Here is a 26,178-nt window from a genome sequence, read left to right on the forward strand (position 1 = left end):
GGGGCTCACCCCGGAGTCACGGTCTTCCGTGGCCTCGCCGCCCGCTCAGGCGGCGGGCGGTGGCAGAACAGTCAGCTGCATGGGCCACACCCTATAGGGGCCACATAGGGCGTGTGCCGACGGACCCTGGTCGGCCCCGCCGGCACACGCCCGACGACGTCAGGCGTCGTTCCGCCGCAGCGAGAGCAGGCCGCCCCAGGCGGCGGCCGCCGCCCACAGTGCCATCACCAGCAGCCCCGTCCAGTGGCCGTAGGGGACGGCCGGATCGGTGAGGTACCGCGTCGCGTACAGGCCGGCCCGGTCCGGCAGGAAGTACGCCATCTTCCGGACCCCGGGTACCGCGGTGAGGAAGGTCGTCCCGAGGAAGACCGCGGGCGTCAGCAGACCGATCGCCGCGGTCAGGTTGCGCAGCATCGCGGTGAGGCCGAGGCAGAACACCAGCAGCAGCGGGTGGTACAGCACGCCGGCGACGATGCTGCGCACCGCGCCGGGCTGCCCGAGGTCGAGCCCCACGGTGGCGGAGGTCGCCAGGTGCGCGCCCGCCACCGAGAGCACACCGACCACCAGCCCGACCCCGGTGCCCAGCATCAGCTTCCCGGCGTAGAACCGGCCGCGCCGGGGCACCGCCGCCAGCGAGGCCCGCACCGTGCCGGAGGCGTACTCCTGACCGACCAGCAGGATGCCGCTCGCCACCACGGCGACGTGGCCGAAGAGCATGCCGTAGTAGATGCCCTCGGCGGGGTCGTCCGTCAGAGAACGGTCGACCTCGCCGTACGCGGCCTGCACGGCAGCGGTGATGCCGGCGGTGAGCACCACCGCGATCAGCGGGGTGATCCACTGGGAGCGCAGCGTGGTGAACTTGGCCCACTCCGCGCGCAGGGCGAGCGCCGCGCTCATGCCGCCACCGCCCGGTACTCCACCGCGTCCGCGGTCATCCGCATGAAAGCCTCCTCCAACGAGTCCTGCAGCAACGACAGTTCGTACAGGGCGACGCCGTGCCGGGCGGCCAGCGCGCCGATCTCCTCCGGGGCGGCGCCGAAGACCTCCCAGGGCCCGCCGGAGCCCTCCACCGGCTCGGCCGCCGTGCCCGAGGTGTGCAGCAGGCCGGCCAGCTTGACCGGGTCGACCGCACGGACCCGAACCCTGGAGCGGCCGTACCGCGCGAGGAAGTCGTCGGTGGCGAGGTCGGCCAGCAGCCGGCCCCGGCCGACCACCACCAGGTGGTCCGCGGTGAGCGCCATCTCGGCCATCAGGTGGGAGGAGACCAGCACCGCCCGTCCCTCCGCGGCGAGGCCGCGCAGCAGGGTGCGGATCCACCGGATGCCCTCCGGGTCGAGGCCGTTCACCGGCTCGTCCAGCAGCAGCACCGGCGGGTCGCCGAGCAGAGCGGCCGCCACGCCGAGCCGCTGCCGCATGCCGAGCGAGAAGCCCTTGATCCGGCGGCCCGCGGCCGCGCCGAGCCCGACCTGCTCCAGCACGTCCTCGACCCGGTGTCGCGGCAGCCCGTTGCTCGCGGCCAGCCAGCGCAGGTGGCCGCGGGCCGTCCGGCCGCCGTGCACCGCGTGGGCGTCCAGCAGGGCGCCCACCTGCCGCAGTGGCGCGTCGAGTTCGGCGTACGGCCGGCCGTGCACCAGCGCCTCGCCGGCGGTCGGCCGGTCCAGGCCGAGCACCATGCGCAGTGTGGTGGACTTGCCGGCCCCGTTCGGGCCGAGGAAACCGGTCACCCGGCCCGGCTCCACCCGGAAGCTCAGGTCCTCCACCGCCGTGGTGACGCCGTAACGCTTGGTCAGGTTCTTGACCTCGATCACCGATACCTCCCCTGGTCGATGCCTCCAGCCAACCGTGCTCGCGGCCGCCGCACCTCCCGCCGGGGAGTGGACCGTCTCCCTCCCGGGAGGGAGGTGCCGCACCGCGCCCACCTGCGAGGATGGCGCGGTGCCCCGTATCCTCGCCCCGCTGTTCCGGGCCGCCACCTATGCGCGCTGGCTGCACCTGCTGATCGGCACGGTGTTCGTCGCCGTCGTCCTGCTCGTCTACCCGGGCACCGAGTCCGGTCGGCCGCTGCCGGAGGTGGTGGCCGTCAGCGCCGTCCTGGACGCCGCGCTGCTCGGCCTCATCGCGCTGCTGCCGGCCACCCGGCGGGCGGAGGGGGTGCAGGCCCGGCTGCTGCTGGTGCCCGACCGGGAGGAGGCCATCGGCAACGCCCCGTCGGCGGGTTGGGGCGACCGCGGTCGCACGGCGCTGTGGCTGGTCGCCCGGGTCGGGCTGGGCTTCGCGGTCGGCCTCGCGACCGTCCGCGCGTTGGACCTGGGCGCCGACCTGCTGGCCGCCCCGCCGTACGGGCCGCTCCTGGCGCCGGTGGTTGCCTTCGCCCTGCTGTGGCTGGTGGTGCTCGCCGGGCGGCTCCAACTCGCCCTGGCCGTAAGGCTGCTCGGCCCGTCGCTGGCCGACCGCCTGGCCGCCGCCGAACTGCGTGCCGAACGCCTGCTGGAACGCAACCGGCTCGCCCGGGAGCTCCACGACTCGATCGGACACGCCCTCACCGTCACCGTGCTGCAGGCGGGCGCCGCCCGCGAGGTCGCCGATCAGGCCTTCCGGGAGAAGGCGCTGGAGGCGATCGAGACCGCCGGGCGGCGGGCCATGGAGGACCTGGAGCGGATGCTCGTCCTGCTGCGGGAGGCCCCGGACGGGCCGGCCGCCGAGCAGCCCGGCCTCGACCGGGTGCCCGCTCTGTTCGAGGCCGCGCGGGCGGCCGGCAGCCCGGTCGAGGCGTCGATCGACCCGGCGGTGGCCGCCCGGCTGCCCCGGCTGCTCTCCCGCGAGGCCTACCGGATCGTCCAGGAGGGCGTCACCAACGCCCTCAAGCACGCACCCTGCGTGCCGATCCGGGTGCGTGCCGTGATCGACGGCGGCCGGCTCGAACTCCGGTGCGCCACCGCCCTGGTGGCCGGTGCGCCGGCCGCCCGGCCGGCCGGGGGCGGCCGCGGCCTGCGGGGCATCCGCGAACGGGCCGCGCTGCTCGGCGGCGAGGCCGGGGCCGGGCGCGAGGACGGCGACTGGGTGCTGACGGTCCGTCTGCCGCTACGGTTGGGCGAATGATCGACATCCTGCTGGTGGACGACGAGGAACTCGTCCGGACGGGTCTGCGGGCCGTCCTGGAGGTCCAGGACGACCTCCGGGTGGTGGGGGAGGCCGGGGACGGCGCGGCCGCACTCGGCCTGGTCCGCTCGCTGCGCCCCGACGTGGTCCTGATGGACGTGCGGATGCCCGAGGTGGACGGGCTGACCGCGACCCGTGCGATCCTGCGGGACGCGGACCGGCCGCCGCGCATCCTCGTCCTCACCACGTTCGAGAACGACGACTACGTGTACGAGGCGCTGCGGGCCGGCGCCGACGGCTTCCTGCTCAAGCGCTCCCGGCCGGCCGAGATCGTGCACGCCGTCCGGCTGGCCGCCGCCGGGGAGTCCCTGCTCTTCCCGGCGGCCATCCGCCGGCTGGCGGCCGCCCGCGCCGGCCGGCCCGCTGCCGAGGCGGTGGCCCGGGCCCGTCTCACCGAGCGGGAGGCCGAGGTGCTGCGCCTGATGGCCCGCGGGCTGTCGAATGCGGAGATCGCCGCCGACCTGGTGCTCGGCGTCCAGACCGTCAAGACGCACGTGAGCAGTGTCCTGGCCAAGCTCGGTTCCCGTGACCGGACCCAGGCCGTGGTCACCGCCTATGAATCGGGCTTCGTCCGGCCGTCCTGACGGACCGTCGGGGCCGGAGGGCGGTCAGGCCGGGTAGGCGTGGGTCTGGGCGGCCTTGACGGCGGCCCAGACCTCGGCGCCGGGGGCCAGGTCGAGGTCGGCCGCGGCCGTGGGGGTGAGGTCGGCGGCGAGCGGGAGCACGCCGGTGAGGTCGACCCGGATCTGGTCGCCGTGCAGGTCGAGGCCGGCGACGGTGAGCGGCCAGGCGTTGCGGGCGCTGGAGTCGGGCCGGCCGCGGTGCAGGGTGACGGCGGCCGGCGGGAACGCCACGAAGGCCGGGCCGGTCAGGTTCTCGGAGGTGGTGAGGGCGGTGCCGTCCGGCAGGGTGACGGTGTGGCCGTCGGCGGTGCCGCGGTAGAGGTTGAGGCCGACCAGGCGGGCGATGTAGTCGGTGCGCGGATGCCGGGCGATGTCGGAGGGCGCGCCGGACTGCACCTCGCGGCCGTCCTCGATCACCACCAGCCGGTCGGCGAGCACCATGGCGTCCAGCGGGTCGTGCGTGACCAGCACCGCCACCGCCTCGAACTCCGCCAGGTGCCGGCGCAGCTGGGCCCGTACGTCGAGCCGGGTCCGGGCGTCGAGGGCGGCCAACGGCTCGTCGAGCAGCAGCAGTCTGGGCCGGACGGCGAGCGCGCGGGCCAGCGCCACCCGCTGGGCCTGCCCGCCGGAGAGGCTGCGGGGCCGGCTGGCGGCGTGCTCGGCCAGGCCCATCCGCTCCAGCCAGGGCCGGGCGGCCTCCCGGGCGGCGGCCTTGCGCAGGCCCCGGCAGCGCAGCCCGAAGGCGATGTTGTCGAGCGCGCCGAGGTGCGGAAAGAGCAGGTAGTCCTGGAACACCACGCCGACCGGGCGTTCCTCTGCGGGGGTGTGCAGGCCGGCGGCCGGGTCCTCCAGCACGGTGCCGTCGAGGGCGAGCCGGCCGTCGGTGAGCGGCAGCAGCCCGGCCAGGGCGCGCAGCGCGGTGGACTTGCCGGCGCCGTTCGGCCCGAGCAGGGCGAGCACCTCGCCGGGGGCGGCGGTGAGCGTCAGGTCGAGCGAGAACGCGGCGCGCTCGACCCGCAGCCGGGCTTCCAGGGCGGGCGGGGTCATCGGGGGCTCCGGGGGTGGATCACGGGGTCGACATCCAGCGCTCCCGCAGGCCCGCCAGGACGGCGATCGACACCGCGAGCAGCACCAGGCTGAGCGCGATCGCCGCCTCCGGTTCGGACTCCATCGCCAGGTAGACGGCGAGCGGCATGGTCTGGGTACGGCCCGGGAAGTTGCCGGCGAAGGTGATGGTGGCACCGAACTCGCCGAGTGCCCGCGCCCAGGCGAGCACAGCGCCGGCCCCGATGCCGGGGGCGATCAGCGGCAGGGTGACCCGGCGGAAGGCGGTCAGCCGGGAGGCCCCGAGGGTGGCCGCGGCCTCCTCGTAGCGGGGGTCGGCGGCGCGCAGCGCGCCCTCCACGCTGATCACCAGGAAGGGCATGGCGACGAACGCCTCGGCGATGACCACGCCGGGGGTGGTGAAGGGCAGGGTGAGGCCGAAGGCGGAGTCCAGCCAGCGGCCGACGATGCCGTTGCGGCCGAGCACGAGCAGCAGGGCGACGCCGCCGACCACCGGCGGCAGCACCAGCGGCAGCGTGACCAGGGCACGCACCAGCCGCCGGCCCGGCAGCTCGGTTCGGGCGAGCAGCCAGGCCAGCGGTACTCCGAGCACCAGCGACACCCCCGTGGCCGCCGTCGCGCAGATCAGTGAGAGCCTGAGCGCCTGCCAGACCTCGGGGCTGGCGAGCTGCTCGGGCAGCGCGCTCCACGGAGCGCGGACCAGCAGCCCGACCAGCGGCAGGACGAGGAACGCCAGCCCCAGCAGGGCCGGCAGGAGCAGGGCGTACGGCACCTGCCCGCCGCCGCGGCGGGCGCGGCGGCGGGTCTCGGCCGGAACGGGCGTCACGGGGTCTGGAAGCCCGCGGCGGTGAGGGCCCGGGTGGCCTCGGCCGACTGGATGTACGCCACGAACGCGGCGGCGGCCGCGGCGTTGGGGGCCTTGGCGAGCGCGGCGATCGGGTAGTCGTTCACGGCCTTCGCGGCCTCGGGGAACTCCACGCCGTCGATCTTCGCAGCATCGGCCTTCACGTCGGTCGTGTACACGAGCGAGGCGTCGACCTCGCCGAGCTCGACCTTGGTGAGAGCGCCCTTGACGTCCTGCTCCAGGGTGACCGGGGTGACGTTCACCCCGCCCGCCTGAAGGGCCTTCAGGGCGGCGGCGCCGCAGGGCACCTCCTTGGCGCACAGTGCGACCTTGACCCCGGTGAGGTCCTTCAGGCCGGCGATGTGCTTGGGGTTGCCCTTGGGGACGGCGATCTCCAGGGTGTTCTTCACGAACACCTTGGGCTCGCCACCGGCGGCCTTGGCGTCGGTGACGGTCTTCATGGTGGCCGGGCTGGCGGCGGCGAAGACGTCCGCGGGCGCGCCGGAGAGGATGCTCTGGGCGAGCGCCGAGCTGCCGCCGAAGTTGAAGGTGACCTTCACCCCGGGGTTGGCGGCCTCGAACCTCTTGCCCAGGTCGGTGAAGGTCTCCTTCAGCGAGGCGGCGGCGAAGACGGTGAGGTCGCCGGTCACCTTCGCGGCCGAGGACGAGGCCCCGGCCGCGGCGGAGGACGTCGGCGCGGTGTTGCTGCTCGAACCGCCGCTGCTGCCGCAGGCGGTGAGGCCGGCGGCGAGGGCGACCGCGGCGAGGGCGGCGACGGCGGAACGGCGTCTGACGGTGCTCATGGGGGTTCCCCTTCTGCCGCGCCGCAGGGAGGCGCGGAGGTGCGGTAACGACGCGATCATACTGTCGTAGGTGCTGGCCTCACGTCCCCTGTTTCATCGCACAGGCCAGCATGCGGACGCCCAGGGGCTGGCATGTGCGATGCCCCGGGCGGAAAACCCCTGGCTCTGCCGTCGGGCCTCCCGCCAGAGTGGTCCACCTCATCGTCGAACGGGGGAGAGACACCGATGTCCACACTGCGCGTCACCGCGGAACGCCTGACCATCCTGGAGCACCCGAACGCCGACGCCCTGGAACTGGCGCAGGTCGGCCTCTACCGGGCGGTGGTCGCCAAGGGCGCGTACCGCACCGGCGAGAGCGCCGTGTACATCCCCGAGCAGGCCGTGCTGCCCGCCGCGCTGATCGACGAGCTGGGCCTGACCGGCCGCCTCGCCGGCTCCAACGCCGACCGGGTCAAGGCCGTCCGGCTGCGCGGCGAGCTCTCGCAGGGCATCGTCTGCCGCCCGGGCGTGCTGGACGGCGTCGACCTGGCCGCGGCCGCCGACAGCGGCGAGGACTTCGCGGACCTGCTCGGCATCACCAAGTGGCGGCCGCCGATCCCCACCCACATGAACGGCGACGTCGAGCACGCCCCCGACCTGCTGCCCTGGGTGGACATCGAGAACCTCAAGCGGTTCCCGACCGTCTTCGAGCCCGGCGAGCCCGTCGTCGTCACCGAGAAGGTGCACGGCAGCTGCTGCCTGGTCACCTACCACGCCGAGTCCGGCGAGGTGCAGGTCTCCTCCAAGGGCATCGGCGCGCAGGGGCTCGCGCTCAAGGAGGACGGCACCAACCTCTACTGGCGGGCCGTGCGGGCGCACGGCGTCCCCGAGGCGGCCGCGGCCCTCGCCGAGCGGATCGGCGCCAGCCGGGTCGGCGTCTTCGGCGAGGTCTTCGGCGCCGGCGTGCAGGACCTCACCTACGGCGCCTCCGGCCGCACCGAGCTGCCCGGCTACGCCGTCTTCGACGTCTCCGCCGTCGTCGACGGGCAACTGCGCTGGCTGGACGCCGCCGAGGTGCTCGACGGCGAACTGCCCGTGGTGCCCGAGCTGTGGCGCGGCCCGTACGACCAGGCGGTGGTGCTGGAACTCGCCGAGGGCCGGGAGACCGTCTCCGGCCGGGGGCTGCACATCCGCGAGGGCGTCGTCGTCCGGCCGCAGGCCGAGCGGTACAGCCCGGTCACCGGAGGCCGGGCGATCGCCAAGGCGGTCGGCGGCGCCTACCTCACCCGCAAGGGCGGCACCGAGTACGAGTAGCACCCCCGTGGACGGGCGTGTGTGCGGACCGTTCCGGGCGATCCGCACACACGCCCTACTCTCCTGACGGCCACTCAGTCAGTATGTGTACAGGAGAGATTCGCCCAGAGGGGGAGACTGTGCAGGCCACCACCCGGACACCCGGCCCCACCGGTATGCCGCTGATCGGCTCGATGCTCGACCTGACCCGCGACCCGCTGGCCGCCTACCTCGCCGCACACCGCGAGCACGGCGACGTGGTGCGCTTCACCGCCGGTCCGCCCGGCCTGCGCGTCGAGTTCTGGATGGTGTTCTCCCCGGAGGGCGCCCAGCAGGTGCTGGCCACCCGCGCGGCGGACTTCCGCAAGGACAACACCATGTACGAGGAGGTCCGGCTCAGCCTCGGCAACGGCCTGCTCACCGCCCAGGACGCCGACTACCAGCGCCAACGGCGGCTCGTTCAACCCCTGTTCACCAAGCGGAGGGTGGACGGCTACGCCGAGGCGATCGCCCGGGAGTCCGCAGCCCTGACCGAACGCTGGGCCGCCGTCCCGGGCGGGGTGGTCGACGCCGCCGAGGAGATGTCCCGGTTCGCGTTGCGCGCCGTCGCCCGGATCCTCTTCGGTACCGACGTGGAGGAGGCGATCGGCGCCGTCCGCAGCTCCTTCCCGGTGCTCGGCGCGTACGTCCGCGACCGGGGCTTCGCGCCCGTCCGCATCCCCCGGCAGTGGCCAACCCCCGGCAACCGGGAGGCCCGGGCCGCCGAGCGCGAGCTGTACGCCGTCTGCGACGCCATCATCGCCCGGCGCGCCGGACAGCACTCCGACGACCTGCTCGGGCTGCTGGCCGCCGCCCGCGGCGAGGACGGCGAACGACTCGACCCGGCCGAACTCCGCGACCAGGTCCTGATCTTCCTGCTGGCCGGCCACGAGACCACCGCCACGTCCCTGGCCTTCGCCCTGCACCTGCTCGGCAAGCACCCCGCGGAGCAGAAGCGCGCCCGCGAGGAGGCGCTCGCCGTCTTCGGCGACCGCCCGCCGCAGGCCGACGACCTCGCCGCGCTGCCGTACACCACGGCCGTGCTCAAGGAGGCGATGCGGCTCTACCCGGCGGCCGCGGTGATCGGCCGGCGCTCGGTCGCCGACTGCGAGATCGGCGGGGTGCGGATCCCGGCCGGCGCGGACGTGCTCGTCTCCCCGTACGTGACGCACCGTCACCCCGGACATTGGGAGGAGCCGGAGCGCTTCGACCCCGAGCGCTTCACCCCGGAACGGGAGGCCGCCCGGCACCGCTACGCCTGGTTCCCCTTCGGCGGCGGGCCGCGGGCCTGCATAGGCCAGCACTTCTCGATGCTGGAGTCGGTGCTGGCGCTCGCCTCGGTCCTGCGGGAGTTCGAGGTCGAGGCGGTGGACACCGAGGTCCCGCTCGGCCATTCCATCACCCTGGAGGCACGCGGCCCGGTCCGCATCCGCCTCACCCGGCGGTAGGAGGCGATCTGCGCAGGGGCGCGATGGGGTCGTCCCGACGTGGGGGGTGTACCCCAGGTGCCCCACGCGCCCCTGTTCAGCTGGCCCCTACCTGACGGTGCAGGAGGTGCCGTCGAGGGTGAAGGCGGCGGGCTTGGTGTTGCTGCCCCTACCGCCGCCGTCGACCCGGGCGTTGCTCCAGGTGTAGGTGTCGGCGGTGGCCTCGGTCGCGGCCTTGGCGGTGCTGTGCAGGCCGGACAGCCAGGACGCCGCCAGGCCGCAGCTCACCGCCAGCGCCGTGACGACCGCCCGGGGACGGGAGAGGACGGGGGCATGGGGGAACGGACTCCTTCGCCGGCCCGCGAGGGGTGGGGAGAGGGCCACCACGGTCGACGCGGCCATGGGGAGGGATGCCCCCGGGCAGCGGGTGGGGCGCGTCGTGCGGGCCGTCGTGGCGTGACCCCAACCGCGCCCGCGGGCGGGCAGCAGGGAGGCAGACGAGCCTTGTCCACAACGGGACATGACAGGCAGTCAGAGGATCGGACACACGGAGCCTCCCCATTCGAGCACAGGCGCCGGTTCCGGCGGGCAGCTTTTCACATCTTCGGGTGACCAACTGCGGACGCTGGGTAGCGTCCACCGCATCCGAGAAGCCCTTCGCACATGCGAACGGCATATGACCGACTGTCCGGTCACGTCCTTCGGAGGCCCCGTTGGGAACCATGAACCACCTCAGCTTCGGCTGGCTGACCCCGGCCGTGTCCTACCTCATGGCCTGTGTCGGCGCCGCGCTCGGACTGCGGTGCACCCTCCGGGCGCTGTCCGCGAGCGGCCCGGCGCGCCGCAACTGGCTGCTCACCGCCGCCGCCGCGATCGGCTCCGGCATCTGGACCATGCACTTCGTCGCGATGTTCGGCTTCACCGTGGACGGCACCGAACTCCGCTACGACGTCCCGCTGACCGTGCTCAGCCTGCTGGTCGCCGTGGTCGTCGTCGGCATCGGCGTCTTCGCCGTCGGCTACGGCCGGCACCGCGGCCGCAGCCTGCTGCTCGGCGGCCTCACCACCGGCGTCGGCGTCGCGGCCATGCACTACCTCGGCATGGCCGCGCTGCGCCTGCACGGCACGGTCGAGTACACCCCGGCCACCGTCGTGCTCTCCGTCGCCATCGCGGTGGGCGCCGCCACCGCCGCGCTCTGGGCCGCCGTCGCCATCCGTACCCTGGTCGCCGCCGGCGGCGCCGCGCTGATCATGGGCGTCGCGGTCAGCTGCATGCACTACACCGGCATGGCCGCCGTCCACGTCCACCTGGACCCGGCCCGCACCGACCTCGGCGGTGCCACCCCGATGCAGTTCGTCTTCCCGCTGGCGGTCGGCCTCGGCTCCTTCCTCTTCCTCACCTCCGCGTTCGTTGCCCTGTCCCCCACCGCGCAGGAGCGCGCCGCCTACCGCGAGGCCGGCGAGCTCGCCATCGAGGACCTGCACGCGACCGAACTCGACCGCGCGGCCTGACCGATCCTGCCGCCACCGCGCGGCACCTCCGCGACCACGCGGCCCACCCGGCCGAAAGGACCCCGCCCCCATGCGAGTACGCCGCGGCACCCCGCGCAGCGCACCGGCCGCCGGACCGAACCCCGCCGGACGCAGCCCCGGCCGCACCGGCCCCGCCGGCCGGCACCGCGGTGCCCACGCCCGCGAGGAAGCCGACGACCACCCCGAGCACTCCGCACCGGCGGCGCCCTCGGGCGGCCTGCGGCTGCGCCCCCGCACCGTCCGGGCCAGGATCGTCGCCCTGCTGATGGTGCCCGTGGTCTCCGTCCTGGCGCTCTGGTCGTTCGCCACCGTGACCACCGCCCGCTCCGTCTGGGACACCCTGCACCTCAAGGCCGTCGGACGGACCGTGCTCGATCCGGTCGCCGCCACCGTCACCGGCCTGCAGGCCGAACGGACCGCCGCCGGACAGCTGCTGGCCGGCGGCGCACCCGGCCGGGAGACCGCGCTGCGGGAGGCCGCGGCCGCCACCGACCGCGCCGCCGCCCCGCTGCACCTCGCCGACGGCTACAACCGGGCCGACGCCGAGGGGCTCGGCGACGAGACCGCCGGCCGGGTCGACGAACTCACCGCCGCCGTCGCCGCCCTGCCCGCCCTGCGCACCAAGGTGCTCCAGCACCGGGCCGGCTGGCCCGAGACCTACGCCGCCTACACCGCCGCGATCGACCGTGCCCTGGAGGTCACCGGCTCCGTCACCGCCCTGCAGGACCACCGGGTCGCCTCCGACGCCCGGGTGCTCCTCGAGTTCGCCCGCGCCCGCGAACTGCTCGCCCGCGAGGACGCCCTGCTCCGCACCGGCCAGACCGCGGGCCGGCTCGACGAGGCCCAGCACCGCGACTTCGGCGCCGCCGTCTACGCCCGCCGACTCTTCGAGCAGACCGCCTCCCGCGACCTGCGGCCCGCCGACCGCTCCGCCCTGCAGACCGTCACCGGCGGCACCGACTACCGCGAACTCGCCCGCCTGGAGGACGCCGTCCGGGACGCCCCCGACGGCCGGACCGCCGTCCAGGCCGCCCCCGCCGACCACTGGGCCGACCTCGTCGACAGCACCGCCCGCGGCCTCGCCGGCGTCGAACGGGCCGCCGGCAGCGCCGCCGCCGAACGCTCCGACCCGTACGCGCTCGGCCTGTTCACCCCCGCCGGGCTCGCCGTGCTGCTCGGCCTCGCCGCCGTCCTCGCCTCGCTGCTGATCTCGGTGCAGATCGGCCGCGGCCTGGTCACCGAACTCGTCCGGCTGCGCAACTCCGCCCTCGAACTCGCCGGCCGCACCCTGCCCGCCACCATGCGGCGGCTGCGGGCCGGCGAGGAGATCGACATCGCGGCCGAGGCGCCGCTGCTCCCGCACGGCGGCGACGAGATCGGCCAGGTGCACGGCGCCCTCGGCCGGGTGCAACGGGCCGCCGTCACCGCCGCCGTGGAACGCGCCGAGGTGCTCTCCGGCGTCTCCGGCGTCTTCGTCAACCTCGCCCGGCGCAGCCAGGTCCTGGTGCACCGCCAGCTCACCCTGCTGGACGCGATGGAGCGCCGCACCGAGGACCCGGCGGAGCTGGAGGACCTGTTCCGCCTGGACCACCTGACCACCCGGATGCGCCGGCACGCCGAGGGCCTGATCATCCTCTCCGGTGCCGCCCCCGGCCGGGCCTGGCGCAGGCCCGTCCCGCTGATGGACGTGGTGCGGGCCGCCGTCGCCGAGGTCGAGGAGTACGCCCGGGTCGAGGTGCACCGGCTGCCGTACGCGGCGGTCGCCGGACAGGCCGTCGCCGACCTCACCCACCTGGTGGCCGAACTCGTGGAGAACGCCACCGGGTTCTCGCCGCCGCACACCAAGGTGCACATCCGCGGCGAGCAGGTCGGCAACGGCTACGCCGTGGAGATCGAGGACCGCGGCCTCGGCATGGGCGCCGAGGCGCTCGCCGACGCCAACCGCCGGATCGAGGCCTCCGAACAGGTCGACCTCTTCGACAGCGACCGGCTCGGCCTGTTCGTGGTCAGCCGGCTCGCCCGCCGGCGCGGCGTCAAGGTGGCGCTGCGGACCTCCGCGTACGGCGGCACCACGGCCGTGGTCCTGCTGCCGACCGCCCTGCTGGAGGCCGAGGCACCCGCCGAGCCCGCCGCGGACCGGCCGCCCGTCGCCGACCGGTCGCCAGTCGTCGCCGCACCGGCACCCACCGCGGTGTCCGCTCCCCCCACCGAGCCGCAGCAGCCCGCGGCAGCGCCTGCCGTCCGCCCGCTGCCGACCGCGACGCCGTTCGGCGCGTCCGGCCGCGACCCGGGGGTGCTGCGGCCGACCCCGTTCCGGGCCGACGGCGCCCGGCCGTCGCCCGCCGTACCGCCAGCGGCACCCGTACCGGCGCGCCGCCCCTCGCCCGTGCCCGCGGCCATCCCGCGGGCGGCCGCCGTACCCACTGCCCCGGCCGCCGTACCCACTGCCCCGGCCGCGCCGTCCGGCGGCGCCCGGCCCGGCGAGGGCGACGGCGACCTGCCGCGCCGGGTGCGGCAGGCCAGCCTCGTCCCGCAGCTGCGCGAGGCCCCGGCGAGGCCCAAGCCGGCGCCGCGCCCGGTCGACGGGCGGCCCGCCGGGCGGGACCCCGAGGAGGCCCGCGCCGCGATGTCCGCCTTCCAGCGCGGCTGGGCCCGCGGCACCACCGAGCCACCGATCCGACCGAACCCCACCGGAGGAGAGCACCGATGATCGGGACCACGCACCACGCGGGAGAGCTCAACTGGCTGCTCGACGAACTCGTCTCCCGGGTGGCCCAGGTCAGGTTCGCCGTGATGCTCTCCGCGGACGGCCTGGCGATGGGCACCTCCGCGGGGCTCGGCCGGGAGGACGGCGAGCACCTGGCCGCGGTCGCCTCCGGCTTCCACAGCCTGGCCAAGGGCGCGGGCCGGCACTTCGACGCCGGCGAGGTGCGGCAGACCATGGTCGAGCTGCAGCACGGCTTCCTCTTCGTGGCCGCCGCCGGCCAGGGCACCTGCCTGGCGGTGTTCTCCACCGCCGACGCCGACCTCGGCCTGATCGCCTACGAGATGGCCCGCCTGGTCCGCCGGGTCGGCGAGCACCTGTACGCGGCGCCGCGCAGCGCGGTGGGGGGTTGACGACGATGCCGTACCCGCCGCGCCGCTACCTTCCGGGCAGCCCGTTCGGCTTCCCGCCGCCCCCCGAGGCCCCCGTCCAGTGGTTCGACGACGCGGCCGGCCCGATGGTCCGGCCGTACGCGGTGACCAAGGGCCGCACCCGGCCCACCGGGGCGGAGTTCGACCTGATCGCCCTGGTGGTCAGTGACGTGCCCGAGGGCGTGGACCTGCCGGTCGGCCCCGAACAGGCCGTCATCCTCGACCTCTGCCGCGGCAACGCGCTCTCCGTCGCCGAGATCGCCGCCGACGTCGACCTGCCGCTCGGCGTCGTGCGGGTGCTGCTCGGCGACCTGCTGGACGCCGAGTACATCCGGGTCAGCCGGCCCGTCCCGCCCGCCCTGCTCCCCGACGAGCACATCCTCCAAGAGGTCATCAATGGACTCCGCGCTCTCTGACGGCTCCGTGCTCGCCCTGAAGATCCTGGTCGCCGGGGGATTCGGGGTCGGCAAGACGACGCTGGTCGGCTCGGTCAGCGAGATCCGGCCGCTGCGCACCGAGGAGCAGCTGACCGCGGCCGGCAGCGGGGTGGACGACCTCGGCGGGGTGGAGCAGAAGACCACCACCACGGTCGCGATGGACTTCGGCCGGATCACCATCCGGGAGGGCCTGTCGGTCTACCTGTTCGGCACCCCCGGCCAGGACCGGTTCTGGTTCCTCTGGGACGAACTGGCGCAGGGCGCGCTCGGCGCGGTGGTGCTCGCCGACACCCGGCGGCTGACCGACTGCTTCCCCGCGGTCGACTTCTTCGAGCACCGGGGCATCCCGTTCGTGGTCGCGGTGAACCGTTTCGCCGGCACCCGGGACTTCGGCCCGAAAGAAGTGGCCCGCGCGCTCGACCTGGACGACGACACCCCTGTGGTGGCCTGCGACGCCCGGCAGCGGGCGTCCGGCAAGCAGGTGCTGGTGGACCTGGTCGAGCACGCGGGCCGGGTGCACGCCGCCCGGCTGCTCGCCGACACCCGCCGCTGAGCGCGGCGGCGTGCCGGTCCGGGGGCGGCACCGGCGCGGGGCGGGAGGCGGCGCGTCCTCCCACCCCGCGGGTCGGTGCCGTCGGCCGACGGTGCGGAGCCGGCCGACGATCGGGACTCAGCCGACGGTCAGGACGGCCTTGCCGGCCACCCGGCGCTCGCGGACGGCGGCGAGCGCCTCGTTGATCCGCTCCCAGCCCTCGCGGTAGGAGATCTCGACCGAGAGCGCGCCGTCGCCGACCAGCCGGGCCAGCGCGGCGAGGTCCTCGTCCACCGGGGCGCCGGTGACGAACACGAAGTGCCGCAGGGTGGCCTGCTCGTGGCCGCCGAAGAAGCGGAAGAAGGAGACCGGGGTGTCCTCGCCCGAGGAGTTGCCGTAGCTGAACACCGTGCCGCGGGGGCCGACCAGCTCCAGCGCCGCGGTCAGCGAGGCGCCGCCGGCGGCCTCGTACACCACGGCGAACGGGCCCTCGGCGGCGGCCGCGTCGGTGACGACGGTGGTGGCGCCCAGCTCGGTGAGGCCCTTGGCGCGCTCGGCGTTCCGGGCGACCGCCGTCACCTCGGCGCCGGCCGCGGCGGCCAGCTGGACGAGGAGCCGGCCGACGCCGCCCGCCGCGCCGGTGACCAGCACCCGGCGGCCGAGCAGCGTCCCCGACTCGCGGACCAGGCGCAGCGCGGTGAGCGCGGCGACCGGCAGGGTGGCGGCCTCGGCGAAGCCGACGGTGTCCGGCAGCGCGGCGACGAAGCCGGCCGGGACGGCGATCCGCTCGGCCCAGGAGCCGTCGGCGAGCGAGAGCGCCACCACGCGCTGCCCGGCGGTGAAGCCGTTGGCGGTCTCGGCGACCACCCCGGCGACGTCCCAACCGGGGCGCCAGCCCTCGTCGTTGCCGGGCAGGTTGAGGATCTCGCCGCGGTTCACGGAGAACGCCTTGACGTCGATCAGGACGTCTCCGGCGGCGGGGGCGGGGTCGGCGACCTCGCGGAAGGCCACGTCGCCGGTGGCAGGGGTGTTGACGATCGCGCGCATGAGGACTCCCTCGGAACGGGGTTGACGGTGGATCGGCGGTGGGGACGGGCGGGCGGCGCTCAGCCGGCCGCCGGGCCGTCGGTGCTGACCAGGTAGGTGGCGGCCAGGTCCTTGCCGCCGTGGCCCTGCTCGACGGCCCGGGCGAAGCGGGCGGCCACGGCGGCCGCCATGTCGAGCCGCAGCCCGGCGGCCTGCGCCTCGGCGGCGATCAGCCGGGCGTCCTTCGCCGCGGTGGCGAGGCCGAAGGCGGGGGAGAAGTCCCCGGTGGCGACGGCCGCGGCCTTGCCCTGCAGGTAGGGGCTGTCGAGACCGCCGCCGGCGACGGTCTCGGCGAACACGGTGCGGTCCAGGCCGAGGCCCTCGGCCAGGGCGATCGCCTCGGCGGCGCCGGTGGCGGTGGCCAGCACCCAGCTGTTGACGACCAGTTTGAGCCGGGAGGCGGCGGCGCCCGCCGCGTCCCCGGCCAGCCAGACGGTGCGGTCGGCGATCGCCGCGAGGGCGTGGACGCTCGCGGCGCGGGCGCGCTCCGAGCCGGCCGCGAAGACCAGCAGCCGGCCGGCCTCGGCGGGTTGGCGGGTTCCGAGGACGGGCGCGTCCACCAGGTCCAGGCCGTGCGCAGCGGCGAAGGAGGCGAGCGGGGCGAAGGCGGTCGGGCCCACGGTGGAGGTCTGCAGCCAGACCTGGCCGGCGACGAGCCCCTCGGTGGCCGCGCTCATCACCTCCAGTACGGCAGGCCCGTCGGTGAGCATGGTGATCACCACATCGGCGCCGCGCACCGCCCCGGCGGGGTCGGCGGCGACCGCGGCACCCGCGGCGGCCAGCGGTTCCGCGGCGGACCGGGTGCGGTTCCACACCCGGACGTCGAGGCCGGCCCGGCACAGGCTGCGGGCCATGCCGGCCCCCATGATGCCGGTGCCGAGCACGGCGACGGCCGTGCGGTTCACAGCACGCCCTTGGCGGAGTCGCCCTCGTGCAGCTGGTCGAGCACCCGCAGCTCCAGCGGCTCGGCGAGCAGGTCGTCGAGCAGCCCGGCCAGTTCGGTCAGGTGCGGGGTGCCGAGGTGCCGCTCCAGGGCCTCCCGGCCCGGCCAGCGCTCGATGGCGATGAACACGTCGGGGTCGTCCAGGTCCTGGTGCATGGAGTAGTGGATGCTCTCCTCCTCCTCGTGCGTGGGGACGACGACCGCCCGCAGGCGGCGCTCCAGTTCGTCCCGCTTGCCGGGCTTGGCGACGGCCCGACCGACGACGGTCACAGTGCTCACGGTGGTCTCCCGCTTCAGTACGAGCGCGCATGACGATCCGTCATCCGCGATGGCCTCGAAACCGTAGCACCATTCGAAGTCTTATGGGAGTGGAGGATCTCTCTCGCATTCGGCTTGACGATGACTATTCGAGATCTTATGGTCGTGCCGAGTCTTACGGTGGTCGCCCCGCGAGAGGCGGGACCGGCCGGGCGCCGACCCGTGGCAGGCCGCACCGGCACCCGACGCGGCGACATCCGACGCAGTGACATCCAAAGAACTGACAGGGAGAACCCCCGATGCGCTACCGCTACCTGGGCGACACCGGCCTGGCCGTGTCCGAACTCTGCTTCGGCGCCATGACCTTCGGCGGAGGTGCCTCCTTCCTCGGGGCCCCGGACCGCAACTGGTCCGAGTTCGGCACCGTCCAGGACCAGGACGTGCACCGCCTCATGGACGTCGCGCTCGACGCCGGCATCAACTTCTTCGACACCGCGGACGTCTACAAGAACGGCATGGGCGAGGAGTTCTTCGGCCGGACACTCGCCAAGGTCCGCGACCGCGTGGTCATCGGCACCAAGGGCCGCTGGCGGGTGGACGGGGACGGCCCGAACGACTTCGGCTCGACCCGCCACCACCTCAACGCGGCCGTCGACGCGAGCCTGCGGCGGCTGAACACCGACTACATCGACCTCTACCACCTGCACGGCTTCGACCCGCGGACCTCGCTCGACGAGACCCTGCGGGTCCTCGACGACCTGGTCCGCTCCGGCAAGGTCCGCTACATCGGCGTCTCCAACTTCGCCGCGTGGCAGCTGATGAAGGCCCTGTCCGTCTCCGAGCGCCGCAACCTCGCCCGCTTCGTCTGCTACCAGGGCTACTACAACCTGGGTGCCCGCGACCTGGAGTGGGAGGTCATCCCGCTGGCCCACGACCAGAAGGTCGGCATCACCGCGTGGAGCCCGCTGGCCGGCGGCTTCCTCACCGGCAAGTACCGCCGAGGCGAGGGCCGCCCGGCCGGCAGCCGCCTCGCCGAGGCCACCCCGGCCGAGTCCGCGCCGCTCACCGACGAGCAGCAGGCGTACGACATCGTCGACGAGATGGCCCGCATCGCCGAGGCGCGCGGCGCCACCGTCGCCCAGGTCGCCATCAACTGGGTGCTGTCCCGGCCGCAGATCACCTCCGCGGTGATCGGCGCGACCAAGATCCACCAGCTGGAGGACAACCTGAAGGCGATGGAGTGGGAGCTCACCGCCGACGAGGTGGCCGCCCTGGACGAGGTCAGCACCGCCCGCGTCCCGTACCCCTACTGGCACATCGCCACCGTCGGCGCCGACCGCAGGCTGCCCGGCGACGTCTACCCGGCCTGACCCGCACGCCGGTCCGAACCGTCCGCCGCCGCACCCCGTCGCGGCGGCGGCGACCGCGGCGGGGCCCGGCCCCCGTCCGGCCCCGCCGCGCCCCGTCCCCCGAGCCGTCCCCTGAGCCGCACCCCGACCGACCCGCGCCGTGGCCGCGCCCCGCGCGCCGGCCGGGCGCCACCTGCTCCGGCCGCCCGCCTCGGGCGGCCGGCCCACCCTCAGTGAAAGGACGTCCCACCCATGAGACCTGTCAGAGCCCTGCTCCCGGTCGTCCTCGCCGCCGCCCTGCTGGCCGGCACCGCGCCCGGCGCGCTGGCCGCCCGTCCCGGCGCCACCGAGCCCAACCTCGGCGACAGCAGCGTCGCCTACACGGTGATCTCCGCCTACGAGCACATCCCGGCCACCGCCCGCGACACCGTGATCGCCGCCGCGCAGCAGGAGGGCTACGCCTCCCGCCGGCACGAGCCGGGCACCGAGAGCGTCCACGTCGTGCCCGACCCCGAGCACCCGGACCGGATCGTCGTCGCCGAGACCTTCTCCTCCGCGGCCGCCCACCGCGCCCACCGCCGCGGCCCGTACGCCCGGAAGTTCGCCGCCACCCTCGCCCGGTACGGCGTCACCGGCCCGGTCACCACCGTGGCCGACTACTCGCTGGCGACCGACGACGGCACCGGCCGGGTCGCGCCGAGCCGCGGCGACGACGGCCATGTCTTCACCGTGGTCGCCGAGTTCACCAACGTGCAGGCGCAGTACCGGGAGGAGTTCCTCAAGGTCGCCAAGGCCGACGGCTACCTCTCGCTGACCGAGGAGCCCGGCACCATCGGCTTCCACATGGTGCCGGACCCGGCCGACCCCACCCGCTTCGTCTTCCTGGAGACCTTCACCGACGAGGCGGCCTTCACGGCCCACGCCACGGGGGCCGCGGCCAAGGCCTACCTCGACGTGGTCGCGAAGGCGCACATCGTCGGCCCGCACTTCTTCGTGACCCTGGCGACCACCGGGTTCGACAAGCCCGGCGGCTGGTCGGTGCCGAACCGCAAGGCCTGACCGGGGTGGGCACCCCGCCTCGTCCGGGACCGGCTGACTGGGCGTCAGTGACGGTTCGTAGGCTGTGGAGTGCCCTGGGTGCGGCGGCTCGGGTCCCGTGAGGGCGGGACACCGGCCCGCCGCACCCGCCTGCGGGCGAACCGCCCGCACCCCAGTCCGACCACGAGCAACCCGGAGAGAGCCCATGTCCGTCAAGAACGCCCTGCTCAGCGGGAAGGTCGCGCTGATCACCGGCGCCAGCAGCGGAATCGGTGCCGCGGCCGCGCGGGTGTTCGCCGCCGAGGGCGCCGCCGTCGTGCTTGCGGCCCGCCGCGAGCAGCAGCTCGCCGACCTCGTCGACGAGCTCACCGGCAAGGGCTTCGAGGCGGCGTACGCGGTCACCGACGTGACCTCGGACGCCGATGTCGCCCGCGCCGTGGAGACCGCGGTGTCGCGCTACGGCCGGCTGGACGTGGCCTTCAACAACGCGGGCTACGGCGCCGAGCAGACCCCGCTCCACCTGATGGAGCAGGAGGTCTTCGACCGGATCATCGACGTGAACCTGCGCGGCGTCTGGTCCTGCATGCGGCACGAGATACCCGCCATGCTGGCCGCCGGCGGCGGATCGATCGTCAACACCAGCAGCGTCGCAGGGCTGGTGGCGACCCCGGTGGCCGCGCCGTACGTGGTGTCCAAGCACGCGGTGGTCGGCCTGACGAAGGCCGCGGCCAACGAGTACGGCGCACAGGGGATCCGGGTCAACGCGGTCGCCCCCGGCACCACCAGGTCGGAGATGATCGAGGCGTGGCTGGCGATCCGGCCCGACATCGAGGCCCGGCTGCACGAGGCCACCCCGCAGCCGCGGACGGCGGCGCCGGAGGAGATCGCGGAGGCCGCCGCCTGGCTGTGCAGCGACCGGTCCTCCTTCGTCACCGGCGCCGTCCTGCCGGTGGACGGCGGCTACACCGTGCGCTGACCCGCACCGCCGCGTGCGCGACCCGCACCGCCGCCGAACGGCCTGCCCGGAGCTCCGGGCGGGCCGTTTTGACATACCGACCGGTCTGTACTGATGGCAGGGCATCAGGCGTCACCGGCCAGATCCCGCCTGAGCGCCGCCGTTCGATCACCGGAACAAACCTACGGGATCGACTGTTTTACCGTCGGTTGCACCGGGCGGTGCACTACGATGCGCTGCGAACTGCTGCGAGGTCGGGAGGATGGCCATGGTGAGACAGGAGAGGGCGGAGCGGACGCGCCAGCGGATCGTCGAGGCCGCGGCCGAGGTGTTCGACCAGAGCGGCTTCGCCGGGGCCAGCGTGTCGGAGATCCTGGCCCGTGCCGGCGTCACCAAGGGTGCGCTGTACTTCCACTTCCCGTCCAAGGAGGCCATCGCGGAGGAGATCCAGGGCGCCGAGGTCGGCACCCTGGAGAGCGCGGCCACCGCCTCCGGTCCCTTCCTGCAGGCCATCATCGACGTGTCGTACGCGATGGCCTCGGCGCTTCGGGAGAGCCCGACCGTGCGGGCCAGCATCCGGCTCGCCATCGAGAGCTCCTTCTCCGAGCCCTCGCCGGGCCCCTACCTCGCCTCGATCGACCTGGTGCGCACCCTGCTGCTGCGGGCCCAGGGTGAGGGGTCCGTCCGGATGGACCTGGACGTCGACGCCGCCGCCCGATTCGTCATCAGCTCCTTCACCGGTACCCAGATCGTGTCCCAGGTCTTCACCCGCCGCGAGGACCTCGAGGAGCGGCTCGCCGAGCTCTGGGCCTTCATCCTGCCGGGCCTGGCCGCGCCGGAGTGGGTCGGCCGCCTCCGGCTGACCGCCCCCGAGCGGGTCCCGGCCGGCTGACGCCCCCGCGCCGCACCGACCCCCCGCGGACCCCGCGGCGCCCCTTCCCTTCGCGTTTCGCCTGCGCTTCCCCGCGCTTCTCCGTGCTTTCCCCTGCTTTCCGGGCCCATCCGTCGCGTCTCGATGCGGCGGGTCTGTGCTGTCTTGGTGATTTCCCGAATGGGTCGGGCGCAGGGGGAAATACTTGTCGTGATCTGGTCATTTGATACTTATATAACAGCGACTTCGGTCTGTTTCACTCTGTACCGGGAGCCGTCCCGGGGGCGCCTGCGGCCCCGGGCGGGCCGGTCGGGCGGACGCCGGGTCGCCGTTCGACGGACGCAGAGGAGAGGTGGGGTGCCGTGGCCAGTCAGGAGCGCGCCGAACGGACCAGGCGGAGCTTGATCGTCGCCGCTGCGAAGGCGCTGGACGAGTCGGCCGTGGAAGTGCTGGGCGGGGACTCGTTGCCCGGCCTGGATGCGATCAGCCGGGCCGCCGGGGTGTCCAAGGGGGCGCTGTACTACCACTTCCGGTCCAAGGGTGAGCTGGTCGAGGCCGTCCGTGAGGAGGCCCGCCGCGAGCTGCGCCGGCTGACCGCGGAGTGCGTGGCGATGCACGGCCCGGAGGCGGGCCTGGACGCCGTGGTGGACGTCGCGGTGGCGGTGGCCCGCCTGCTGGACCGCGACCCGGTCTGTCGGGCCGGCGTCCGGCTCGACTGCGCCGAGGGCTTCGCGCTGGCCGCCGGTGGCGGCGCCCCCGAGTGGATGGCGCCGATCGGCGCGCTGCTGCTCGCCGCGGCGGAGCGTGGCGAGCTCCGCGAGGGCGTGGTGCCGGGCGAGGCCCTGTTGGCGCTGACCGCCACGGCCGCGGGCGTCCTGCTGCTCTGCGAGCGCAACCCCGCGGTGAGCCGCGCCGAGATGGTGGCCCGGCTGTGGGGTGCGGTGCTGCCCGGGCTGGCCGCGCCCGCCGCGGCGGACTGTCCGTTCCTGGCTGCGGACTGCGGGGTGGTGGGAACGCACAGTCGCTGACCGTCGCTGACCTCGGCAATTGACAAACCGGTCGGTCGGTTCTTGAATCATTCATGCGGGGACGCGGAACGTGCGAATGCGACCCCGGAAACCGTTGATTCGTGAAAGGACGCGGCGCATGTCACTGCAGACGGGGGGATCCGCGGCAGCGGCGGCCGAGCCGACCGCACCGCAGGTCCGGGCGCTCCTGGACCGGGCCGTCGGCTTTCCCGGCCTCGCGGAGAAGTACCGGGGCGCGGCCGCCGGCCGCGCCGCCGACCTCCGCGTCCTCGACCCGCTCTCCGCCGACGAACTCCGCGAGGCCGTCTGGTCCGGCGTCCGCGGCGGACTCGCCAAGGACCGCGGCGCCGTGCTCTACCTGGGCGGCGGGACCACCGCCAAGCCCTCCGCCACCCTCGTGCCGAGCTGCCTGTTCGCCGGGGACATCCTCCGGTCCTGGGCCCCGCTCGGCCCCGGCGACGTCCTGCTCAACCTCTCCCGCGGCACCCGGCTCTGGCCGGTGCACGACCTCTGCAACGCCCTCGCCGCACTCTCCGGCTGCTCCGCCATCCCCTACGGCACCCCGGACGGCGACGACCTCGCCCGGCTCCTCGACTTCGCCACCGAGTGCGGCGCCACCGCCCTCGCCGCGGACACCCCCACCCTGCGCGCCCTGCTCGAACACTGCCGGCACACCGGCCGCCGCCTGGACTGGCTGCGCAGCCTGCTCTGGGTCGGCGTCGGACTCGACGGCGCCACCGCCCGACTGCTCGCCGAGGTCCTCCCGCACACCGCGGTCTGGGGCCTGTACGGCTCGGTCGAGACCTGGGCGGTCGCCTGCAACGGGCCGCGCTGCGCCCGCGACGTCTTCCACCCGCTGCCGCACCAGTACGTGGAGCTGGTGGACGGCGAGATCCTGGTCAGCACCCTGCACGAGCTCGCCGTGACCCCGCTGCTCCGCTACCGCACCGGCGACACCGGCGAGTTCGCGGACTGCCCGTGCGGCGCTCCGGAGCCCGGACTGCGCGTCCTCGGCCGCTCGGCGGACGTGCTGGGCTTCCGCGGCGCCCGCTTCGGCCGCGCCGAACTCGTCGCGCTGGCCGCCTCGGTGGAGGAGGTCGCGGAGGCCGGGGCCGAGGTGCTCGACGCCGGGCTGCCCACCGAGCGGCTGCGGCTCTCCGTCCGGACCGTCCCGGGCGCGCCGGCCGACCGGTACCTGTGCGACTGGGTCCGCGAGTGCGTCCTCGCCCGGCACCTGACCCTCCGCCAGGCCGTCGCCGGGGCGCCGGACGCGCTGGAGGTGGTGGCACTGCCGACCGCCGCCTGAGGCGGGCCCGCGGGGGACCGGATCACCAGTAGAGGATCCACTCGCCCCCGCACCGGATCGCGTGGCCCTGCAGGGTGATCCGCTCGTCCCCCGCAACGATCGGACCGGGGGACGACAGCTGGTGCATCAGCAGCCCGCGGTGCAGGACCATGCTTCCCAGGGTGTAGGGGTGGTAGGCCCGGGTGCGTCGCCTCGCGTAGGACTCCAGGCTGGTCGCCGCGCCACGGGCGACGGCGGCCCGGTACCGGTCGGGCTCGACGTCGTACACGATGAGCCCGGTTCCGTTGGACGGCATCCGCAGGGGGACGGTCACCGTCAGCGGCGGTACCCCGGGGTCGCGCGGTGCGGGCAGTCGGAGACTGCCGTACTGCTGGTCGAAGTGGGCCGAGGCGTGGTCGGCGAGCGCGATGGCCGAGCCCCGGAAGACGTGCAGGCCGGGTAGCGCGAGATCGTCGGGCCGGTAGCCGACCGGTTCCCCGAGCTCGTCCGCGAGCGTCTGCCGGAGGCGGTGGTAGAGGCCCTCGAACGCCTTCCACAGGCCGGCGTTGGTGTCGGCGAGCAGCCGGTAGTAGTTCTGCTCCGGGGCGGCATCCCCGGGGCAGACGTCCAGGTACGCGGAGCGGCCGTACGTCACGAACTCGCCGGGCCTGTCGGGCCGGCGGTCGACGGTGAGATCCGGGTTCCGCTCGGCGGTGCGGACGACGTCCGCGCAGGCGTCCGCGTCCAGGAACGGGAACTGCTCGAGCCGTCCGGCGCTCATCGGTTGTCTCCCTCGGTCAGGAATGCGACGAGGGCCCGGGTGATCTCGCCGTCCACCCGGACGTCGTAGTGGCTGTACCCGGGCATCGGATTCACCTCGAAGACCCATGTCGTGTCGTCGCCCAGGCGTAGGTCCCAGCCCGCGAAGGCGAGACCGGCGGCGGCGGTCCCCGCGACGAGGGCGCGCTCGAGTTCCGTGTTGAGGTCGATCCGCCGGTAGGTCGCCCGCCGGTCGGTGCGGTAGTCCACGCTCTCCGAGCTCACGGCCTGGGCGATGGCGCGGTCGCCGACCACGTGCACCCGCACGTCCGTGCCGGCGACCCAGCGCTGCAGATGGACGGGGCCACTGCGCTCGTCGTACCGGTCGAGATCCGCCGGGCCGATCACCCGGCAGTCCGCCCGCTGACCGCTCAGCGGCTTGGCGACACAGGGGCCTTGCTCGGCGAAGTCCCGCAGCAGCCGCGCCGACGACGTGGTCAGGCTCGGCGGTACGGCGAAGCCCTCCCGGGCGAGCAGTTCCTCGTGCAGCGGCTTGCACGAGTTGTCGCCCGGATGGCCGGGACGGTTCACGACCCGTCCGGGAGCGAGTTCGAGCCAGGCGCTCCAGGCCTCGGTGACGGTGTGCCACTCCACGGCCCGGCCCGGCAGCTGCGCGCCGAGGTCGATCAGCCGGCAGTAGACGGAGGCGTCGGGGTCGAGGGCGAACTCGACGCCCTGGGCCGGCACCCAGGACGAGCGGTCCGGTGGCAGGCCGAGCCGCCACCGCCCTTCCGCCTGGTCGCCGAGGTCGACGAGGGTCACCCGGGCACCGAGCCCGCCCGCGGTCTCCGCGAAGTGGCTCAGCGTGGGATCGGCACCGAGGCCGACGGCGGTGATCACGGGCAGAGCTCCCCGATCAGGGCTTCGCGGACAGCCGCCCAGAGGTGTCCGAGTTCGGCGAGTGAGGGGCAGGGATTGACGCGTCCGAGCTCAAGGTCCGCTGCGTCGCCGCGCCGCCAGGCGAGGGTGCCGAAGGTCAGTCCGAGCGCCCCGGCGACCTGGGCCGACAGCTCCCGGGCGCGGTCGTCGGCCGCGAGATCCGCCACGGTGAGGTCTCCGCCCGCATCGCCCGTCCGGGCGAGGACGAACACGCGCGCGCCGACCACGCAGGTGATGACCGCCGTGCTGCCGGCCGGGATCCGCCCGACCCGGTACGGGCCCCGGTCCGACACCACCCCGGAGGCCGGCACGGTCGCCCAGCTCCGCCGGTGCTGGAACCACCAGTCCCCGTCGCTCCGCGGCACGGCGGCGGACGAGGCATGGCCGGCGAACACCTCCGGTTCCTGCCCCGGCAGGCCGGCGCGGTGACGCAGGACGGCGGTCGAGCCCGAGATCCGCCCGCCGAGGCCGTACCGGCCGGGCCGGTTGACCACGTGTGCGGTGGTCAGTGCGGCGGCCGCCCAGACCAGCCCGCGGATCTCCGCGTGGTGGAAGAGACGCTGGTCGCCCGTCCCCGGCGGCGGTGCGGCCGGTGGCCGGAGGAACAGCGGGCAGGACGGCGTGACCGTGGTCCGCCCACCCAGGCGTTGAATCGTCATCCGCCCGGCGGCCGCTCGGTGATCCAGCCGCTCGACGGTCAGGGCGCGGCCGCGGGCGTAGTCCGCGAGGCCGTCCGCGAGCGTGTCGGTGGGCTCCGCCACGATGAGCAGGGCGGGGTCGGTGGGGGCCATTGCGGGCG

General features: G+C 74.7%; 27 protein-coding genes. 15 read left to right on the forward strand and 12 right to left on the reverse strand.

The genetic code is table 11. From position 1 onward, the window contains the following. Positions 1-159: 159 nt before the first annotated feature. Positions 160-897 carry a hypothetical protein gene (locus AB0P35_RS01300; RefSeq protein ID WP_363504765.1) on the reverse strand — a complete coding sequence of 246 codons (738 nt, stop codon included), beginning with the start codon at positions 895-897 and terminating at the stop codon, positions 160-162. Further along, positions 894-1,808 (reverse strand): ABC transporter ATP-binding protein, encoded by a 915-nt coding sequence (locus AB0P35_RS01305; protein ID WP_363504768.1) that lies wholly within the window; start codon positions 1,806-1,808, stop codon positions 894-896. The genes AB0P35_RS01300 and AB0P35_RS01305 overlap by 4 nt, the downstream gene beginning before the upstream one ends. Before the next feature lie 127 nt (positions 1,809-1,935). On the opposite strand from AB0P35_RS01305, the gene AB0P35_RS01310 reads away from it, so the two are divergent. Both AB0P35_RS01310 and AB0P35_RS01315 read left to right on the forward strand, forming a co-directional pair. Then, positions 1,936-3,099 carry a histidine kinase gene (locus AB0P35_RS01310; RefSeq protein ID WP_363504771.1) on the forward strand — a complete coding sequence of 388 codons (1,164 nt, stop codon included), beginning with the start codon at positions 1,936-1,938 and terminating at the stop codon, positions 3,097-3,099. Beyond that, positions 3,096-3,743, forward strand: a complete 648-nt coding sequence (locus AB0P35_RS01315) for a response regulator transcription factor (protein ID WP_363504774.1) — start codon at positions 3,096-3,098, stop codon at positions 3,741-3,743. The genes AB0P35_RS01310 and AB0P35_RS01315 overlap by 4 nt, the downstream gene beginning before the upstream one ends. A 24-nt stretch (positions 3,744-3,767) precedes the next feature. Here the strand turns inward: AB0P35_RS01315 and AB0P35_RS01320 are convergent, their stop codons facing one another. From AB0P35_RS01320 to modA, 3 genes are read right to left on the reverse strand one after another with little or no spacing between them, the layout of a single operon-like run. Further along, the gene (locus AB0P35_RS01320) at positions 3,768-4,829 is read right to left on the reverse strand and encodes an ABC transporter ATP-binding protein (protein ID WP_363504777.1); all 1,062 of its coding nucleotides are present in this window, start codon (positions 4,827-4,829) and stop codon (positions 3,768-3,770) included. Between the two features lie 19 nt (positions 4,830-4,848). Next, complete coding sequence (gene modB, locus AB0P35_RS01325; protein ID WP_363504967.1) at positions 4,849-5,619, reverse strand: molybdate ABC transporter permease subunit; 771 nt, start codon at positions 5,617-5,619, stop codon at positions 4,849-4,851. A gap of 50 nt (positions 5,620-5,669) precedes the next feature. Beyond that, positions 5,670-6,494, reverse strand: a complete 825-nt coding sequence (gene modA, locus AB0P35_RS01330; protein WP_363504780.1) for a molybdate ABC transporter substrate-binding protein — start codon at positions 6,492-6,494, stop codon at positions 5,670-5,672. 225 nt (positions 6,495-6,719) lie between these two features. Between modA and AB0P35_RS01335 the strand changes: the two genes are divergently transcribed. Next, a complete protein-coding gene (locus tag AB0P35_RS01335; protein ID WP_363504783.1) occupies positions 6,720-7,787 on the forward strand; it encodes an RNA ligase (ATP) in 1,068 nt (355 codons plus the stop codon). A 119-nt stretch (positions 7,788-7,906) separates the two neighbouring features. After that, a complete protein-coding gene (locus AB0P35_RS01340) occupies positions 7,907-9,253 on the forward strand; it encodes a cytochrome P450 (protein WP_363504786.1) in 1,347 nt (448 codons plus the stop codon). An 87-nt stretch (positions 9,254-9,340) separates the two neighbouring features. Here AB0P35_RS01340 and AB0P35_RS01345 read toward each other — a convergent pair whose 3' ends face one another. Next, positions 9,341-9,634, reverse strand: coding sequence for a hypothetical protein (locus AB0P35_RS01345; protein ID WP_363504789.1), 294 nt, complete (start codon positions 9,632-9,634; stop codon positions 9,341-9,343). A gap of 311 nt (positions 9,635-9,945) precedes the next feature. On the opposite strand from AB0P35_RS01345, the gene AB0P35_RS01350 reads away from it, so the two are divergent. From AB0P35_RS01350 to AB0P35_RS01370, 5 genes are all read left to right on the forward strand, one after another. Further along, a complete protein-coding gene (locus AB0P35_RS01350; protein WP_095872296.1) occupies positions 9,946-10,743 on the forward strand; it encodes an MHYT domain-containing protein in 798 nt (265 codons plus the stop codon). Positions 10,744-10,813: 70 nt separating this feature from the next. Then, entirely contained in the window at positions 10,814-13,474 is a 2,661-nt protein-coding gene (locus tag AB0P35_RS01355) for a nitrate- and nitrite sensing domain-containing protein (protein ID WP_363504792.1), read from the forward strand. Beyond that, entirely contained in the window at positions 13,471-13,881 is a 411-nt protein-coding gene (locus AB0P35_RS01360; protein WP_095872294.1) for a roadblock/LC7 domain-containing protein, read from the forward strand. The genes AB0P35_RS01355 and AB0P35_RS01360 overlap by 4 nt, the downstream gene beginning before the upstream one ends. A gap of 104 nt (positions 13,882-13,985) precedes the next feature. Next, positions 13,986-14,315, forward strand: coding sequence for a DUF742 domain-containing protein (locus AB0P35_RS01365; RefSeq protein ID WP_363504970.1), 330 nt, complete (start codon positions 13,986-13,988; stop codon positions 14,313-14,315). After that, a complete protein-coding gene (locus AB0P35_RS01370) occupies positions 14,296-14,889 on the forward strand; it encodes an ATP/GTP-binding protein (RefSeq protein ID WP_095872292.1) in 594 nt (197 codons plus the stop codon). Before AB0P35_RS01365 ends, AB0P35_RS01370 begins: the two co-directional genes overlap by 20 nt. A gap of 117 nt (positions 14,890-15,006) precedes the next feature. Here AB0P35_RS01370 and AB0P35_RS01375 read toward each other — a convergent pair whose 3' ends face one another. Genes AB0P35_RS01375 through AB0P35_RS01385 form a run of 3 tightly spaced genes read right to left on the reverse strand, consistent with a single transcriptional unit; the run spans position 15,007 to position 17,176 of the window. Next, positions 15,007-15,915, reverse strand: coding sequence for a zinc-binding dehydrogenase (locus AB0P35_RS01375; RefSeq protein WP_363504796.1), 909 nt, complete (start codon positions 15,913-15,915; stop codon positions 15,007-15,009). Between the two features lie 59 nt (positions 15,916-15,974). After that, entirely contained in the window at positions 15,975-16,859 is an 885-nt protein-coding gene (locus AB0P35_RS01380; protein ID WP_363504799.1) for an NAD(P)-dependent oxidoreductase, read from the reverse strand. Then, complete coding sequence (locus AB0P35_RS01385) at positions 16,856-17,176, reverse strand: putative quinol monooxygenase (protein WP_179419321.1); 321 nt, start codon at positions 17,174-17,176, stop codon at positions 16,856-16,858. Before AB0P35_RS01385 ends, AB0P35_RS01380 begins: the two co-directional genes overlap by 4 nt. 278 nt (positions 17,177-17,454) lie before the next feature. Here AB0P35_RS01385 and AB0P35_RS01390 point away from each other — a divergent pair, with 278 nt between their 5' ends. The 6 genes from AB0P35_RS01390 to AB0P35_RS01415 all read left to right on the forward strand — a co-directional run bounded on the left by AB0P35_RS01390 (position 17,455) and on the right by AB0P35_RS01415 (position 23,702). Further along, positions 17,455-18,525, forward strand: a complete 1,071-nt coding sequence (locus AB0P35_RS01390; RefSeq protein ID WP_363504803.1) for an aldo/keto reductase — start codon at positions 17,455-17,457, stop codon at positions 18,523-18,525. 231 nt (positions 18,526-18,756) lie between these two features. Next, the gene (locus AB0P35_RS01395; RefSeq protein WP_363504806.1) at positions 18,757-19,563 is read left to right on the forward strand and encodes an antibiotic biosynthesis monooxygenase; all 807 of its coding nucleotides are present in this window, start codon (positions 18,757-18,759) and stop codon (positions 19,561-19,563) included. 184 nt (positions 19,564-19,747) lie between these two features. Next, complete coding sequence (locus AB0P35_RS01400) at positions 19,748-20,518, forward strand: glucose 1-dehydrogenase (RefSeq protein ID WP_095872287.1); 771 nt, start codon at positions 19,748-19,750, stop codon at positions 20,516-20,518. A gap of 247 nt (positions 20,519-20,765) precedes the next feature. Further along, a complete protein-coding gene (locus AB0P35_RS01405) occupies positions 20,766-21,389 on the forward strand; it encodes a ScbR family autoregulator-binding transcription factor (protein ID WP_179419320.1) in 624 nt (207 codons plus the stop codon). 341 nt (positions 21,390-21,730) lie between these two features. Further along, positions 21,731-22,396, forward strand: coding sequence for a TetR/AcrR family transcriptional regulator (locus AB0P35_RS01410; RefSeq protein WP_363504810.1), 666 nt, complete (start codon positions 21,731-21,733; stop codon positions 22,394-22,396). Positions 22,397-22,514: 118 nt separating this feature from the next. Continuing rightward, positions 22,515-23,702, forward strand: coding sequence for a hypothetical protein (locus tag AB0P35_RS01415; RefSeq protein WP_363504813.1), 1,188 nt, complete (start codon positions 22,515-22,517; stop codon positions 23,700-23,702). Positions 23,703-23,724: 22 nt separating this feature from the next. Here the strand turns inward: AB0P35_RS01415 and AB0P35_RS01420 are convergent, their stop codons facing one another. From AB0P35_RS01420 to AB0P35_RS01430, 3 genes are read right to left on the reverse strand one after another with little or no spacing between them, the layout of a single operon-like run. Beyond that, positions 23,725-24,462: a hypothetical protein gene (locus AB0P35_RS01420; RefSeq protein ID WP_363504816.1), complete on the reverse strand. Its 738-nt coding sequence runs from the start codon at positions 24,460-24,462 to the stop codon at positions 23,725-23,727. Beyond that, positions 24,459-25,340, reverse strand: a complete 882-nt coding sequence (locus AB0P35_RS01425) for a hypothetical protein (RefSeq protein ID WP_363504819.1) — start codon at positions 25,338-25,340, stop codon at positions 24,459-24,461. Before AB0P35_RS01425 ends, AB0P35_RS01420 begins: the two co-directional genes overlap by 4 nt. Beyond that, positions 25,337-26,170: a hypothetical protein gene (locus tag AB0P35_RS01430; RefSeq protein WP_363504822.1), complete on the reverse strand. Its 834-nt coding sequence runs from the start codon at positions 26,168-26,170 to the stop codon at positions 25,337-25,339. Before AB0P35_RS01430 ends, AB0P35_RS01425 begins: the two co-directional genes overlap by 4 nt. Positions 26,171-26,178 lie beyond the last annotated feature (8 nt).

The organism is Kitasatospora sp. NPDC085879, from assembly GCF_040686255.1.
In the GTDB taxonomy this organism is placed as follows: domain Bacteria; phylum Actinomycetota; class Actinomycetes; order Streptomycetales; family Streptomycetaceae; genus Kitasatospora.